At 52.7% G+C, this 15,827-nt stretch carries 13 protein-coding genes; 8 read left to right on the forward strand and 5 right to left on the reverse strand.

The window, feature by feature from the left end:
* Window positions 1-349: 349 nt before the first annotated feature.
* The 4 genes from A6R74_RS09645 (at window position 350) to A6R74_RS09660 (ending at window position 5,445) form a co-directional block, all read left to right on the forward strand.
* Entirely contained in the window at window positions 350-2,686 is a 2,337-nt protein-coding gene (locus A6R74_RS09645) for a TonB-dependent receptor (RefSeq protein ID WP_205634169.1), read from the forward strand.
* Between the two features lie 26 nt (window positions 2,687-2,712).
* Complete coding sequence (locus A6R74_RS09650; RefSeq protein ID WP_064234296.1) at window positions 2,713-3,393, forward strand: Fe2+-dependent dioxygenase; 681 nt, start codon at window positions 2,713-2,715, stop codon at window positions 3,391-3,393.
* A gap of 136 nt (window positions 3,394-3,529) precedes the next feature.
* Window positions 3,530-4,567: a CNNM domain-containing protein gene (locus tag A6R74_RS09655; RefSeq protein ID WP_064234297.1), complete on the forward strand. Its 1,038-nt coding sequence runs from the start codon at window positions 3,530-3,532 to the stop codon at window positions 4,565-4,567.
* A gap of 227 nt (window positions 4,568-4,794) precedes the next feature.
* On the forward strand, window positions 4,795-5,445 hold the full coding sequence (locus tag A6R74_RS09660) for a peroxiredoxin (protein WP_064234298.1): 651 nt from the start codon (window positions 4,795-4,797) through the stop codon (window positions 5,443-5,445).
* A 60-nt stretch (window positions 5,446-5,505) separates the two neighbouring features.
* On the opposite strand, the gene A6R74_RS09665 is transcribed toward A6R74_RS09660, so the two are convergent.
* The 3 genes from A6R74_RS09665 to A6R74_RS09675 all read right to left on the reverse strand — a co-directional run bounded on the left by A6R74_RS09665 (window position 5,506) and on the right by A6R74_RS09675 (window position 7,987).
* Complete coding sequence (locus A6R74_RS09665; protein ID WP_064234299.1) at window positions 5,506-6,774, reverse strand: methyl-accepting chemotaxis protein; 1,269 nt, start codon at window positions 6,772-6,774, stop codon at window positions 5,506-5,508.
* 422 nt (window positions 6,775-7,196) lie between these two features.
* A complete protein-coding gene (locus A6R74_RS09670) occupies window positions 7,197-7,400 on the reverse strand; it encodes a zf-HC2 domain-containing protein (RefSeq protein ID WP_064234300.1) in 204 nt (67 codons plus the stop codon).
* A 17-nt stretch (window positions 7,401-7,417) separates the two neighbouring features.
* Window positions 7,418-7,987 carry a sigma-70 family RNA polymerase sigma factor gene (locus A6R74_RS09675; RefSeq protein WP_064234301.1) on the reverse strand — a complete coding sequence of 190 codons (570 nt, stop codon included), beginning with the start codon at window positions 7,985-7,987 and terminating at the stop codon, window positions 7,418-7,420.
* A 173-nt stretch (window positions 7,988-8,160) separates the two neighbouring features.
* Here A6R74_RS09675 and A6R74_RS09680 point away from each other — a divergent pair, with 173 nt between their 5' ends.
* Entirely contained in the window at window positions 8,161-8,937 is a 777-nt protein-coding gene (locus tag A6R74_RS09680; protein WP_064234446.1) for a ZIP family metal transporter, read from the forward strand.
* A 17-nt stretch (window positions 8,938-8,954) separates the two neighbouring features.
* On the opposite strand, the gene A6R74_RS09685 is transcribed toward A6R74_RS09680, so the two are convergent.
* The gene (locus A6R74_RS09685; RefSeq protein ID WP_064234302.1) at window positions 8,955-9,434 is read right to left on the reverse strand and encodes a MerR family transcriptional regulator; all 480 of its coding nucleotides are present in this window, start codon (window positions 9,432-9,434) and stop codon (window positions 8,955-8,957) included.
* 68 nt (window positions 9,435-9,502) lie between these two features.
* Between A6R74_RS09685 and A6R74_RS09690 the strand changes: the two genes are divergently transcribed.
* Window positions 9,503-11,686, forward strand: coding sequence for a heavy metal translocating P-type ATPase (locus tag A6R74_RS09690; RefSeq protein WP_064234303.1), 2,184 nt, complete (start codon window positions 9,503-9,505; stop codon window positions 11,684-11,686).
* Between the two features lie 59 nt (window positions 11,687-11,745).
* On the opposite strand, the gene A6R74_RS09695 is transcribed toward A6R74_RS09690, so the two are convergent.
* Window positions 11,746-12,759, reverse strand: coding sequence for an isocitrate dehydrogenase (locus A6R74_RS09695; RefSeq protein ID WP_064234304.1), 1,014 nt, complete (start codon window positions 12,757-12,759; stop codon window positions 11,746-11,748).
* Window positions 12,760-13,372: 613 nt separating this feature from the next.
* Here A6R74_RS09695 and A6R74_RS09700 point away from each other — a divergent pair.
* Both A6R74_RS09700 and A6R74_RS09705 read left to right on the forward strand, forming a co-directional pair.
* Complete coding sequence (locus A6R74_RS09700; protein WP_064234305.1) at window positions 13,373-14,863, forward strand: SulP family inorganic anion transporter; 1,491 nt, start codon at window positions 13,373-13,375, stop codon at window positions 14,861-14,863.
* Window positions 14,864-14,882: 19 nt separating this feature from the next.
* Window positions 14,883-15,740 carry a universal stress protein gene (locus tag A6R74_RS09705; protein ID WP_064234306.1) on the forward strand — a complete coding sequence of 286 codons (858 nt, stop codon included), beginning with the start codon at window positions 14,883-14,885 and terminating at the stop codon, window positions 15,738-15,740.
* Window positions 15,741-15,827: the final 87 nt, after the last annotated feature.

The following is a 15,827-nucleotide window of genomic DNA, read 5'->3' on the forward strand; positions in this document are numbered from 1 at the left end:
AATCGGTAAAAGCATCTATATAGAGTGCTCTTCTAATAAGCTCACGCTTCAATCTCCCCTTGCTGATTGGCCTCGTTAATATGCATTGTTGTTAACTAAGCTTTTACGCATATATATCCTTCAGCTATTTCTACACTTAATTAATTAGCTTGTTAATTAGCTACTTAGCTAAAGTATTAATTACGATTCCCTTATGTAAATATAAATTGTTTTTATTTACATAGTGATTACCTTTTGGTAGTTTTGCCGCAAATAAAACAACACGGCATTCCCTTTAGTGGAACAGCGGTGGAAACGTCTGGGTTGGCTCATCGACGTTAATAAGATTCATCTAAGGGAATAAAAAAGCATGCTAACTATTAAGAAAAAGGCGCTACCCTGCGCGATTGAAACGCTCGCTTCCAAGCCCCGCTATTTCTCGTTTAATCGTAAGCTGCTCGCCGCCAGTGCCTGCATGCTGACCGCGATGAGCGTCAATGCACAGGCGCAATCCGACGATGCCCCAGCGGCGGAGCTGAATACCGTAACGGTAACCGGCTACCGTGGCACCTTTATGGATAGTGTGAAGTATCAGCGGGATGTGCTGGAAACTCCCCGTATCGTTACAGTGCTGACGAGCGATCTACTCGAAGACCAGAACGTTACCGAGTTACGCGATGCGTTACGCAACGTGTCGGGCATCAGCCTGCAGGCCGGGGAGGGCAATCCGCCCGGTGGAGACCAACTGAAGATTCGTGGCTTTAATGCCCGCGACGATATCAATGTGAACGGCTCGCGGGATTTGGGTAATTATTTCCGCGATCCGTTCTACGTTGATCAAATCGAAGTGATTAAAGGGCCTAACTCTGCGTTCTCTGGCCGTGGTTCTGCGGGTGGTACGATTAACTTCGTCACTAAACAGCCTTTGATGGAAGACCGCAACCGTTTGGAAACCTCCGTTGGGTCTGATGAGTTGTTTCGTGTCACCGGTGATTTTAACCGGCGTATCGACGATAACAGCGCGCTGCGTCTGAATGTGATGAGCCACACGCAAGACAATCCTGGCCGGGACGTGGTGGATCAAGAGCGACAGGGTGTTTACGCCGCCTATGTCTGGGGCCTTGAAAGCGATACCCAGGTTGAAGTCGACTTTTTACATACTCGGCAAAACAATACACCCGACCAAGGTATCCCCATTGATCGGGAAGGGTTTAGTGGCGACACCAGTCAGCTGGGCTCCAATGGGCGTACCTCGGGCGGCCAGCGTGCCAGCGACGGCTACTATACGGGAGCATTGCCGCCAGGCATTGATTACAGCGACTATTTTGGCCATGTCGATGACTACCAAGATATCGATGTTAACCAGCTAGGGCTTGCCGTTGAACACCGATTTAGCGATAGCCTGAGTCTGCGTAACCAACTGCGGGTAAGTCGGGTCGAAAATGATTCATTAACCTCATCGCCGCGTTTAATTGTTCCTGAAGCAGCCTTTGGCAGCGGTGATTTTTCCCAGGTTCAGGTGCGCGGCGATTTAAAACCACGCGACCAAACGGATACGTCGTTCTTCAACCAAACGGACTTAACCGTCAACTTCGATACAGGCTCGCTGAAGCATGATTTAGTGCTGGGTGCGGAAGTTGGCTATGTCGATATTGAAAACCGTCGCCGCCCCGACGTTAGAGGCCCAGCCACTAATCTTTATAACCCCACACGCCGTACCCGGCCGGAAGTGCCCTATGATGGCACCCGTCACCGCTTGGAGTCTGAGCAGCTTGGCCTTTATGCATTAGATACCATCGCCTTTTCGCCGCAGTGGGATTTACATGCCGGGGTGCGCTGGGATCACGTTGAATCAACCGCGATGGATTACGGCTGGGAAGACCCAATAGGCCCAATTTCGCGTACCGACAGTGAATGGAGCGGTAATCTTGGCCTGGTGTTCAAACCCACCGATAACGGCACGCTGTATGCCTCGGTAGGGACGTCGTTCGATGTCACCGGCACTTTTGACCGCGGTCTTGTCCAGCTTGCCGGGGGTGGCAGCGCCTTAACCGGTAACCGAGAAGACATTGTCGATCTCGATGCTTTCAATACCGACCCCGAGCAAACGGTGGCTTATGAGTTGGGCACCAAGTGGAATGTTGCGGATAACCTGTTAGTCAGCGCGGCACTGTTTCGCACCGATAAAACCAATGCGCGTACCCCCGCTGTGGGTGGCGGTGACCTGCTCAACGTGCTGGATGGCGAGCAGCGTGTAGAAGGCTTTGAAATTGGTGCCATGGGTAGCCTGACGCCCGAATGGAAACTATATACCAGCTATACCTTTATGGACTCCGAGGTGCTTAGCTCTAATAACCCATGGGAAGTAGGTTCACGCCTAGGCGGTACGCCTGAGCATACGTTTAACCTGTGGAGCGATTACGCCGTTACCTCTCAGTGGAGCATCGGTGGGGGCATGGAGTACGTCGCTGATCAGGTCAATAACGTCGCGTCTGAGCCGGGAGCACGCCGTCGGCAGGTGGAAATTGATAGCTACACGTTGCTCCATGCGTCGACCGCATACCGCTTTAATGAGGAGCTACAGCTGCGTATTAATGGCTTTAACCTAGCGGATAAAGAGTATATCTCCCAGTTGGCGGAAGGCGGTGCTCAAGGCATCCCCGGGCCGGGCCGTCATGTTATTGCCACGCTACGCTACGACTTTTAAGCATTAGCGTTTAATCAGGTGACATTATGATTGTCAGTTTTGAAAATATTCTGACACCTGAAGAACTGGCGGCGGTGCGCCGCCAGTTGCACAGTGCCGAGTGGGCGCGTGGAATCAGTGCCGGCCCGCAGGCCAAACAGGTGAAAAAGAATCTGCAAATGCCTGAAGGCTCTGAGGTGCTTAGAGAGCTGCGCGTACTTGTGATGCGAGCGCTTAATCGTACTCCTGAGCTGATGAGCGCGGTGATGCCGTTTAAGATCATCCCGCCCAACTTTAACCGTTACACCGTTGAAGATAGCCACTACGGCAAACATATCGACAGTACGCTGCGCTCGCTGCCTGATGGCAGCTACCTGCGTACCGATGTGTCGGCCACGCTGTTTTTGTCAGAACCGGATGAATACGAAGGCGGTGAGTTAAAAATCATCGACACCTTTGGTGAACAAACGGTGAAATTACCCGCAGGCAGCCTGGTGGCATATCCATCAGGCTCGCTGCATGAAGTCACCCCGGTGACCAAAGGGGAGCGCTTGGGCTGCTACATGTTTATGCAGAGTCTCATCCGCGACACTGAGCAGCGTCGCTTACTTTATGAGATGGATACATCGCTGCGTAAGCTGCGTGCTCAATATGGCGAGCAGAGCACCGAGCTTGTGCAACTAACAGGTACTTATAATAACTTGGTTAGAATGTGGTCTGAGTGCTGATGTAAAGGTGTTAACTGTTTCTATCTCTTGGCCAGCAAATAGACGTGCTGGCTCTTTTATTGCGATTAAAAACATTTATTGACAAAGATTAGCCATGCTCCTATAAACGCCTTATAACCCATCACCCTAGGCGACCATGTTCCTCCTGATCTCGATTGCTACACTAGCGATTGCCCTGTCTTTTTTGTGTTCCATACTCGAAGCAGCTCTTCTCTCTATAACGCCCAGCTATATTGCGAAGCTAAAAGAAGATAACCCCAAGCTACACGCCTCGCTGACCAAGCTGAAAACCAATATCGACCGGCCGCTTGCGGCTATTTTGACGCTTAATACGATTGCCCATACCGTGGGGGCTACAGCGGTAGGTGCTCAGGCCGCGATCGTGTTTGGTGAAGCCTCTATTGCCATTGTCTCAGCAGTAATGACGATGCTGATTTTGATACTGTCGGAAATTATCCCAAAGACTATTGGCGCGACTTACTGGCGCGGTTTATCACCGTTTCTGCCACGTTTTTTAAAGCCGATGATTATAGGCCTGCTGCCTTTTATCTGGATGTCGGAGCAGATCACTCGCCGACTAGGTAAGTCGGAGCACGATGTTGATCTCCGCGATGAAATTAAAGTACTGGCCCGCGTCGGACTAGAAGAGAAGGTGCTGGATGCGGACGAGTCGCGCACCATTATAAATATGCTAAACCTGCACGATATCGTGGTTAGCAAAGCGATGACCCCGCGCACGGTATGTGAAACCGTGCTACCGGACATGACCGTGAAAACGTTCGATGAACAGTATGGCAAAGCGCCGTTCACGCGTTTCCCGGTGATGGACAACGGTGAGCAAGCCTTTGGCTATGTACATAAAGCGGATATGTACCACGCCGACGATGCCAAAACGATGCGCGAGCTGATGCATCCGATCGGCAGCGTGGACGTCTCACATAACGTTGAGCAGGTATTCACTTCTATGCTGAAAGATCACCTGCACATGCGGGTGGTCTACGACGAGCACGGTACCTTTGTAGGTTTAATCACGTTAGAAGACATTATCGAAACCATTTTGGGACAAGATATTGTCGATGAGACCGACAACGTGGCCAATTTACGCCACTACGCAAAACAGCAGTGGATCAAGCGGGTTAAGCGGGAAGATAAAGACGCCACAGCAGAAGAGTAATCCCTAACAAGGGCCTCACTGTTTGTTGATCTAAAGCGGCGCCTTTGGGCGCCGTTCTGCTTTTTTACAGCTAGTTATATTCAGGCTTTGGCGCCGTTGGGCTTCGCTTGGCTGAGCGATTGAACGTTGTGTTACGACTCGCTGTCTTAGCGCAAAATGATCTATAGTGAAGGTGCTGTAAGTCAATTAAGCTATTAGGGCACCCAATGCCCATTAAGGAGGAAAGCATGTCATTACGTATTAATGCCGTCGTGCCCGATTTCGAAGCGGAGACTAGCCAAGGGCCGATTCGTTTTCATGACTGGATTGGTGATAGCTGGGCGATCCTGTTTTCACATCCTAAAGACTTCACCCCGGTTTGCACGACGGAATTCGGTGCCGTTGCGCAGCTGAGTGCCGAGTGGAAGAAACGCGGTACCAAAGTAATCGGTGTTTCCGTGGATGGCGTTGAAGACCACAAACGCTGGGGCAATGACATCCAAACCGTTAGCGGCAGTGAGGTCGATTTTCCGATCATCGCCGATGACGGCCTAACGGTGTCAAAGCTTTATGACATGCTGCCGGAAGATGCCTACCTGCCTGATGGGCGTACACCGGCAGACAGCGCCACGGTGCGCTCGGTATTTATTATTGGGCCGGATAAGCAGCTGAAGCTATCCATGACCTATCCAATGACCGTAGGGCGCAACTTTGCGGAAATCCTACGTGCTCTGGATGCGCTGCAAACCACGTCGAAACACGGCGTTGCTACCCCGGCTGATTGGACAATAGGTCAGGACGTGATTATTCCGCCTAGCGTCTCTGACGCGGATGCCAAGCAAAAGTATGGCGATTACGAAACAGTTTTGCCCTACCTGCGTAAGACGCCGCTGCGTTAATCAAGAGTGGTATGAAAAGCGAAAAGCCAGCGCCGATGCGCTGGCTTTTGCATTGCGCCATCAAGCGGATTCGAGAGCCAGCTGCTCAATCGAGGTCGAAACACTGCGCGCCCCGGTGAGTATCTCATTGACGATAATTTCAATTTCACCAACGCTGACTTGGCTCGATTTGCCTTGTTCCACTACCTGTTGCATGGCCTGGGTAGTGCGTTCCACTAAGGCGCTGTTCTCTTTCAGTACCCGAGTAATATCCTCCACCGCTTCACTCGACCCTTTGGCCAAGCGGCGCACCTCGCTAGCGACCACCGCAAACCCGCGACCCTGTTCGCCTGCACGTGCGGCTTCTATCGCTGCATTGAGTGATAGCAGGTTGGTTTGATTGGCGATTTTGGCAATTGACTCGGTAATGCTATTGATACTCTGTGCCTGCTTGTTAAGCGCAGCGATTAGCTGCTGCGCTTCAGCCAAGGTTAGCGCCGCCTGCTCAGAGTCACGTACCACCCGCTGTAGGTGGCTAAGACCGTTTTGGGCGATCTGCTCTGTTTGCGAAGAGGTGCTTTGGGCGGCAGTGACGGCGCGAGTGGCGGATTCAGCTGCCTGAACGGAACGGGTAATATCGGTGGCGAACTTGACCACTTTTACTACGTTTCCATTGCTATCTTGAATTGGATTATAAGTCGCCTCTAGCCACACGCTGGTGCCACGAGAATCCAAACGCTCGAACTTACCCTGCATGTATTCGCCTTGAGCAAGCCGTTCCCAGAAACGCGGGTTGGCTTGAGAGAAGTTGGCGGGACAAAACATTCGGTGGTGTGCACCCACTAATTCATCATTTCGATACCCCATCGCCTGCTCAAAATTTGAATTCGCATTGAGAATCTCACCGCTGGGGGTAAATTCAATCACCGCCATGGAGCTATTTAACGCGTCTAGCACAGCGTTTTTGCGTTCCGCCTCTTGGTGGGCAGCGGTAATGTCATTGGCAATTTTGAGCACCTCGACAACCTTACCGCGCCGATTACTGATCGGTATGTAGGTGGCCTCTAACCAGATTTCCTCTCCCAGGGCATCCGAACGCCGAAAGCGGCCATGCTGACTATGCCCTGCTGCCAGTGCTTGCCAAAACGCTCGGTACTCTTGGCTATTGCTCTCTTCAGGAAAGCAGAATACACGGTGGTGTTGACCCTTCACTTGGTCAAGGGTGTAACCGACGACGTTTAGAAATTGCTCACTTGCCTTCTTGATAACCCCTTCAGGTGTAAAAGAGATACAAGCGGTATGTTGGCACAGTGCACTGTGTAAACCATTAGAAGCGAGGCGCGTGAACATTGCTAATCCTGTCAAAAAGGCTATTTGAGTCATTTGTACAAGGTTAGAGCAGTCCCGGTTTGTAAGCATCATTTTGTATCTGTATGACACAAAATGTTGCAATTGTGGGTTTTTAGGTGTTTTTTGACATAAGTTTCGGCTAATCATCAGGGCATCTAGCCAGACTGTTCATGATAAATAGCGTTAGCTGATGTCACCTGAAAAGCTGCTTGTTCGAGCAATTTGGAAAAAGCAGTGGAGGCCAACCGATTCTTTTAACTTCTTGTACAGTATGTGTATAATTTTAATTGTAGAGAAAATTCTAAACAAAAGCACTTCAATGTATAGATTTTGTATAATATTTTTGTTGGGCGCACGCAAGTTTCTGCTGATGGGAAGCGTAAGAGGGGCGTGAGGTGGTTTGCAGTGCCTGGTTGAAGGGGCTAATCGTCTAACGTTTGGCGAGAATTATACTGGCAGGCCGGATGATGTTTGCCAGCTTGATGCAACAGGTCGAATTGGCGGGCGCAGGTGCGGCAGGCCTGGCACATCGACAGGTGAATACGCAGCGCCATCTTTTCACGTAACGTTAGGGTTTTGTCCTGCTTTAAGGACATCAACGCCGTGGCTTCGCGGCACATAAGCATATCAGGCTCCTTTTCAACTAATTTAACCAACCATGATCCAAGCACTCTCTTAGCCGCAAACGCGCACGGTGTAAGATAACCCAGCAGTTGGTTTCAGTAATGCCGGTTTCCTTACAGATATCAGCGGTGGAAAGCCCCATGAGTTCACGCAGGGTAAATACCCGTGCAATGCTTTCCGGTAAGGCGATTAGGCAGGCATCAAATACTTGCCAAAAACGCTGGTTTTCTAATACCTGCCCAGGCTCGCCCCAGTGGCTAGGGCGGGCAGCGCTCTGCCAGTGACCATCCTGTTGAAATAGACGATCAAGGGTATCGTCGTCTAAGTCCTGGTCTAGCGGTTGCCAAGTCCCTTGACGGCGCTGCTGACGCAGTTGATCCAGAATTTTGTACTTTAAAATGCCAAATACCCACGTCTCGAACTCGGAGCGACCTTCAAAGGTAGCGCTTTTCTCAAAGGCGGTGAGCAAGGTTTCCTGTACCGCATCTTCAGCGGCGGTTGCATCACGTAGCTGCAACCGCGCAAAGGCCACTAAGCGAGGTCGTAGCTGGGTAAAGTGGGCGGCGGCTAAGGTAGCGGAAAGAGGCACAAGGATCCCTTTATTGATGTCCCCAGGGCACGCACTGACATCGTGCTGATGAAGGCCATCATTATTTATTCATTAGGTGTTAGTGCGTTAAAGTACGTGTTGAGGTCACGTTAGACAACAACGTGGCGTTCTCTTTGATGCCTTTCTGTTTGCCAATTGAGTTTATGCTGTCCATGGAAAATACATTGTTACTGGGGTTTTTGGGCAGCTTAATTGCCGGATTGTTGACGGCGGTGGGCGCACTACCGGTGCTGCTAGGTAAAACGCCTAGTCGAGGCTTTCGCGATTTAGCGCTGGGCTTTGCGGCGGGGGTAATGCTGGCGGCGTCATTTTTCTCACTGATTATCCCCGCCCTGGACGCTGCAGAAATCTACTATGCCGGTGGCCCCGTGCCCGCTGCAATTGTCTGTGCGGCTATTTTGCTGGGCATGGGCGCCATTGCGTTGCTTAACGAGCACCTTCCTCATGAGCATTTTGCCCAAGGCCGTGAGGGCCCTGAGGCCGCCTCATTGCGCCGTGTCTGGCTGTTTGTATTTGCCATTACTATCCACAATCTGCCGGAAGGAATGGCAGTGGGGGTCGGCTTTGGCGCCAATGGTTTAGAAGGCGGCATGCCGCTGGCGATCGGTATTGGGCTACAGAACATGCCGGAAGGCCTGGCCGTAGCGGTCGCTTTGATGGGAGAGGGCTACTCGAAATGGCGCTCCTGGTCGATTGCCGCCCTGACCGGTCTTATAGAGCCCGTCGGTGGGCTGTTTGGTGCCAGTATTGTCAGCGTTTCGCAAATACTGTTGCCCTGGGGGCTGGCGTTTGCCGCCGGTGCCATGTTGTATGTCATCAGCCACGAAATCATCCCCGAAACCCACCGCTGCGGGCACCAGAAAAAAGCCACCTTCGGTTTGGCGATGGGGCTGGTGATTATGCTGTTTTTAGATGTGTGGCTGGGTTAATCCAGTTTAACTCACCCCTAGCCGATGACATCCGCGCCACCGTGAGGCTCCACTTGATGGCACAGCCGGTGGTCGCTGAGCACGTCAATGATATGGCACTGGCCAACACTGCCCCCTGCGCACTGGTTGATCATGCGTTGGAGCTCATCGCGCACCGCGGTGAGTCGCGCAAGACGTGCCTCGACTTCGGCAAGGTGACGCTTCGCCAGCGTATCCACCTCCTGGCAAGGCATCGCTGGGTGGTCGGCCATTTCCAGCAATTCCCTTACCGCTTCCACCGAAAAACCAAAGTCCCGTGCATGACGAATAAACGTCAAGCGGCGGATGGCGGCCGTGGTGTAGCGCCGCTGGTTACCTTCATTGCGCGGCGCTGAAGGTAGTAGCCCAATCTGTTCGTAATAGCGCACCGTTTCGGGCTTGCAGCCGGACTCCCGTGCCAGTTCGCCAATGCCAATATAGCGCTCAGTAGTGGATGGCGCTGGTTTTTGCTCTTTCATTACTTGAACCTCTAGTAACTACAGGTATTACGCTGCTCCTAAGATAGACGAACTTGGAGCACCGTGCGATGAGTAACTCAAAATCCGCTACGACGACCACCCTGCGTGTGCAGGGCATGGACTGCGGCGGCTGCGAACGTAAAGTCGAATCAGCGCTAAAGCGCTTAAACCACGTTGATCAAGTCTCCGCGAGTTCACTGGCGGGGTCGGTACAACTCACCCCATCGCCAGGGCAATCGCTGGCACGCACTGAAATTGAGGCGACGATTAGCGCTCTCGGTTACCGGGTGTTAGATGAGTCGGCGGACACGGCTGAATCGAAAAAATCGCCTTCTTGGTGGCAATCGCCAAAAGGGCGACTGGTGATAGTCAGTGGCGCATTGCTGGCGCTTGCCTGGGGGCTTAAATTTGCCTGGCCTGCGCTGGGCAGTTGGCCCTTTATCGCGGCGACGCTGGTTGGCCTGGTGCCGATTATTCAGCATGCCTGGCAAGCGCTCAAATTGGGCAACCCCTTCACCATTGAAATGCTGATGAGCATTGCCGCCGTGGGGGCGCTGGCCATTAACGCCGCAGCTGAAGCGGCGGTGGTGGTGTTTCTGTTTGCCGTGGGTGAGCTGCTGGAGGGTGTTGCTGCTGCTCAAGCCCGGCGCAGTATCTCGGCACTTTCCAAGCTGACGCCCTCCAGCGCGCGATTACTCGATCAGGGCGAAGTGCGCGAGATAGCCGCTGCTTCGCTTCAGCTGGGGCAACGGGTACAGGTACGCCCCGGGGACAGGCTGCCCTGCGATGGGCAAATTACCGCCGGCCGCTCCTCAATCGATGAGTCGCCGGTCAACGGCGAGTCGGTGCCACGGGAGCGTGGCGAAGGCGATACGGTGTTTGCTGGCACCGTCAATCTAAACGGTGTGCTTGAAGTCGAGGTAACCCGCAGCGCTGAAAATAACACTATCGCCCGGGTGATTAAGCTAGTCGAAGAGGCCCAGGCAGCGAAAGCGCCGGTGGCGCGCTTTATTGACCGCTTTGCGTTTTACTATATGCCTGCGGTGGTGGGTGTGGCGCTGCTGGTGGCTATCGTGCCGCCGCTGGTGTCGTCGATGCTATGGTCAGAATCCATCTACCGCGCCTTAGCGCTGCTGCTGATAGCCTGCCCCTGTGCGCTGGTGATTTCGACGCCCGCGGCGATTGCGGCGGGGTTATCGGTGGGTGCCCGCAACGGCCTGTTAATGAAAGGTGGTGCGGTGTTAGAGCAGCTAGGCAAGCTCAAACGGGTTGCGCTGGATAAAACCGGCACGCTGACCGCGGGCAAGCCCATGGTAACGGATGTAGAGAGCTTTAATGGCGGCCTTGCCGTTAAAAACAGTAGCGATGAAATAGTGCGCCTAGCCGCCGCCCTGGAGCAGGGGTCAAGCCACCCCCTTGCCGTCGCTATTAGCGACTATTTTCATAAGGTCTGTTTTCAAAATAATGGCGCCCAGCAGCCAGAAGCTATGTTGCCCAAAGTAGACGGCGGACGGGCGCTAGCGGGGCAGGGCGTAGCCGGGCAGGTGGAAGGGCGTGAGCTGATGCTCGTTAGCCCACGCTACTTGCAACGTTCAAGTAATTCAGCACATGAATGGAGCGCACGTATCGAGGCATTGGAAACTCAAGGTAAAAGCCTCGCGGTATTGGTAGAAAACGAACGGCCTATTGGGTTGATCGCCCTGCGTGATGAGCCTCGTGAAGATGCACAAAAGGGTCTTCAAGCGTTAGCGCGCTTAGGTGTTCAAGCCGTTATGTTAAGCGGAGACAATGCCCGCACCGTAGCCGCTATAGGTGAACAGTTAGGCATTGAAGCGGAAGGCGAGTTAATGCCCGAAGACAAAGCTCAGCGCGTGCGCCAATGGCAAGCACAAGGGCTGGGGCCAGTTGGCAAAGTAGGCGATGGTATTAACGATGCACCGGCACTCGCCGCGGCAGAGGTGGGCATCGCCATGGGCAGTGGCACCGATGTGGCGCTTGAAACCGCCGACGCCGCGCTGCTTAAAAACCGGGTAGGCGGGATTGCCGAAATGATCGCTCTCTCCCGGGCCACCATGCGCAACGTCAAAACCAACGTGGCGTTGGCGCTTGGCTTTAAAGCGCTGTTTTTGGTCTCGACGGTGCTGGGGTTTACTGGGATGTGGGTCGCGGTAATGGCAGACACTGGGGCGACCGTGTTGGTCACCCTCAATGCGTTGTACCTATTGCGTTACCGCTTTAATGACCTGGGCTAGCAAGTGATCGGTTAGAAAGTGATCAGCTAGAAAGAGGCGGACTAGTTGCTCTGTACGCCTTAGCCCTGAACGTATTCCACCAGCGCCTGGGCGAAGGAGTCGGTAGAGCCAGTGCCGCCCATATCGGGGGTGACCATATCGCGGCGAGTTTCCAGCACGGTACGAATACCCTGGCGGATAGCGGTACCTTTCTCCGCCATGCCCAGGTGATCAAGCATCTGGGCAGCGGCTAGCAGCAGCGCGCAAGGGTTGGCGATATTTTTGCCTTCGATATCCGGTGCTGAGCCGTGCACGGCCTCAAATATCGCCGCCTTTTCTCCGATGTTCGCACCTGGGGCCAAGCCCAAACCGCCCACTAAGCCAGCGCAAAGGTCAGAGAGGATATCGCCAAACAGGTTGGTGGTGACGACCACATCAAACTGATGCGGGTTCATTACCAGCTGCATGCAGGCGTTATCGACGATCATCTCCTGGAATTCGATCTCGGGGTACTCTTTGGCGATTTCGCGCGCCACGTCCAAGAAAAGGCCAGAGCTGGTTTTGATGATATTGGCTTTATGTACCGCGGTGACTTTTTTGCGACCGTTGCTTTTGGCCAGTTCAAAAGCGTAGCGAACAATACGCTCAGAGCCTTTGCGAGTGACTTTGATGACTGAAATACCCGTATCGCCGCCGTCGATCATCTCCTGGCCGTCGGAAAGATACGCGCCTTCGGTGTTTTCGCGCACGGTGATCATATCAATGTCGTCGTAACGCGAACGGGTGCCGGGGAAGCTAATCGCCGGGCGCACGTTAGCGTAAAGATCAAAGTGACGACGCAGCTGTACGTTAATCGAAGAGAAGCCTTTGCCAATCGGCGTAGTCAGCGGGCCTTTAAGCGCTATGCCGTATTTTTCGATGGCATCTAACGATTCTTGAGGGATCAGCGTGCCATGTTGCTCAAGTGCCCCTAAGCCCGCATCAATATGCTGGTAGGTTAAGCCGCAATCTAACGCGTCGAGTACACGCAGCGTGGCATCCATAATTTCTGGGCCGATGCCGTCGCCCTTGATGACTGCAATAGATTGGCTCATGTACTGCTCCTCTTTAATCGACTTATCGGCGGAAAAACCGTGCCGCTTCAACGTGAATAGTTGGCAATCAACGTCTCTTTTAACGGCGCAATGATACGTCAAAAGCGGGACTAAGGTCACTCTTCCTTAAGTAGGAGGATTATTTACTAAACGCGGGAACTTATTCGGTTACGTTAGACGTTAGGTGCAATGCAACACGATTGCTGGTAGGATACGCCACTTTGTCGCACCGTGCTTTCTGCAATGCTCTGTTCGCAACACTCTTTTGTAACAGGAAAGAATCTTGCCAATGACCATATTCACACAGCGTTTCTCTGGGTTGATGACTCCACCCTAGCCCTCCAAGCCCCCCTTTAAGGTGCTGATAGTGCTTTCACTGCTCTGTCATAGCTTTCTGGTACTTGTTTTTAGCGGCCAAAGTTCTTAACGGCTAGTTTTTAACGCTCAAATTTCAAGCACCTGAATTTAGCCGTACCTAACGCTAGCTCATCATTATTTAAAATAAAAAGCTGATCATCCCAGCGTGCCAATGTGTTGGCGGTGCTTCCTATAGTTGGCTGCGCTGTTCTACTGCTTTTGGCCTGTTATTAACCTAAAACCGTGGACCCCTCGCATGTACGAAAAGTTTAAACAATCTTGGCTCTCTAACCTCAAGGGCGACACCCTTGCGGGGATTGTCGTGGCGCTAGCGCTTATACCCGAGGCCATCGCGTTCTCGATCATCGCAGGCGTTGACCCCAAGGTCGGCCTTTACGCGTCCTTCGCTATCTGTGTGATTATCGCCTTTACCGGCGGCCGTTCTGGCATGGTGTCAGCGGCAACAGGCGCCATGGCGTTACTGATGATCACACTGGTGAAAGAGCACGGTTTGGAATACCTGCTGGCCACCACGATTTTAACCGGTGTGTTGCAGATTATTGCTGGCTATCTAAAGCTCGCTGAGTTGATGCGCTTTGTATCGCGCTCGGTGGTCACTGGCTTTGTCAACGCGTTGGCTATTCTAATCTTTATGGCCCAGTTGCCAGAATTAACCGACGTTACTTGGCACGTTTATGCCATGACCCTTGCAGGCTTAGCCATCATTTATGGCTTTCCTTATGTGCCGGTCGTCGGCAAAGCAATTCCTTCGCCACTGGTATGTATTGTTGTTCTTACCGTCGTGTACATGATGACCGGTATGGAGATTCGCAGCGTTGGCGATATGGGTGAATTGCCGGATAGCCTACCGATGTTTTTGTGGCCCGATGTGCCGCTAAATCTCGAAACCTTGATGATCATTCTACCGACCGCACTGATGCTAACCGTAGTGGGCCTGCTTGAGTCCATGATGACCGCAACAATCATTGATGACTTAACCGATACCAAAAGCGATAAAAACCGCGAGTGTAAAGGCCAGGGTATTGCCAACATCGGTTCAGGCTTAATTGGTGGTATGGCAGGCTGTGCCATGATTGGTCAGTCGGTGATCAATATTAAATCAGGTGGTCGTCGTCGTACCTCAACGTTAATTGCCGGTATTTCATTGTTATTGATGGTAGTTTTCCTGGCCGACTGGGTATCACAGATTCCCATGGCTGCTCTTGTAGCGGTAATGATTATGGTGGCGATCGGTACCTTTAGCTGGGAATCGATCCGCGATCTGAAGAAGCACCCCATGAGTACTAACTTTGTCATGGTGGCTACCGTTATCGTGACTGTCGGTACTCACAACTTGGCGATTGGCGTATTTGTTGGCGTGTTACTAGCGGCAATGTTCTTTGCCAACAAAGTTGGCAACATCATGTACATCGGCTCTAAAGAAATTGAGGCTGGTAAAGAACGTGAATACGATGTTGTGGGTCAAGTGTTCTTTGCTTCATCCGAGCGCTTTATCGCCGCCTTCGACTTTAAAGAGAGCATTGATAAAGTCACCATCAATCTTTCCCGTGCGCACTTCTGGGATATCACTGCCGTTCAGGCGCTGGATCGCGTGGTGATTAAATTCCGCCGTGAAGGTACCGAAGTAGAGATGGTGGGCTTGAGCGAAGCCAGCGCGACGGTGGTGGATCGCTACGCGGTACACAATGACCCCGAAGCGGTTGAAAAGTTAATGGGCGGCCACTAATCAAGACAAGGAGAGCGATATGTCAGAACAGGTATTAGCCGCCATTGACGGCTCCCAGTTTTCCGAAGGTGTGTGCGATTACGCCGCCTGGGCAAGCTTAGCCATGGATGCACCGTTAACCTTTGTGCATGTGGTCGACAACCACTCAGAAGTACCCGAAGAGCAGAACCTTTCCGGCAACCTGCGTTTCGGTGCCCGCGAACGGCTGATGAAAGAGCTTTCTGAGCTTGATGAGCAGCGCGCTAAGGTCAATCGCGAACAGGGCAAGCTGATGCTGGAAGCGGCCAAAGCGCGAGCTTTGGAAGATGGGATCAGTGATCCCATTACCCGCCAGCTCAACGGTACTCTGGTTGAAACGCTAGTAGAACTTGAAAAAGACGTACGGTTGCTGGTGGTGGGTAAGCGCGGAGAAACTGCACACCAGGCCAGTGGCCACCTCGGCTCTAATCTTGAGCGGGTAGTGCGTGAAATGCACCGCCCGATCCTCATGGTGCCGAAGACTTTCAAGCGTCCTGAAAAGATCCTGATGGCCTTTGACGGTAGCAAAACCGCCCGCAAGGGCGTTGAAATGCTGGCGCGTTCACCGCTATTTACAGGCACTGAATGCCACGTGCTCATCGTGGGAGCAGAGACGGCTGAACGCCGCTCTGAACTTGAGTGGGCGTTAAATACATTACGTGACGGCGGTCATCAAGCCGAAGGCGCGATTCGTGCCGGTGAAGTAGACGAAGCGCTACAGGCTTACGAAAAAGAGCACAGCATTGATCTACTGGTGATGGGTGCCTACGGGCACTCGCGTATTCGGCATCTACTGGTTGGCAGCACCACCACGGCGATGCTACGCGGCAGTCGCATACCGGTGCTGATTCTGCGCTAAGACGCACTGAGAAAAGCGCGAACAATTTTAGCTCGCATTGCGTAATTTACCCCGCAGCCGGCCCTCACTTATTGAGTGTGCCGGCTT

This window comes from Halomonas sp. ALS9, assembly GCF_001651035.1.
Classification (GTDB): domain Bacteria; phylum Pseudomonadota; class Gammaproteobacteria; order Pseudomonadales; family Halomonadaceae; genus Vreelandella.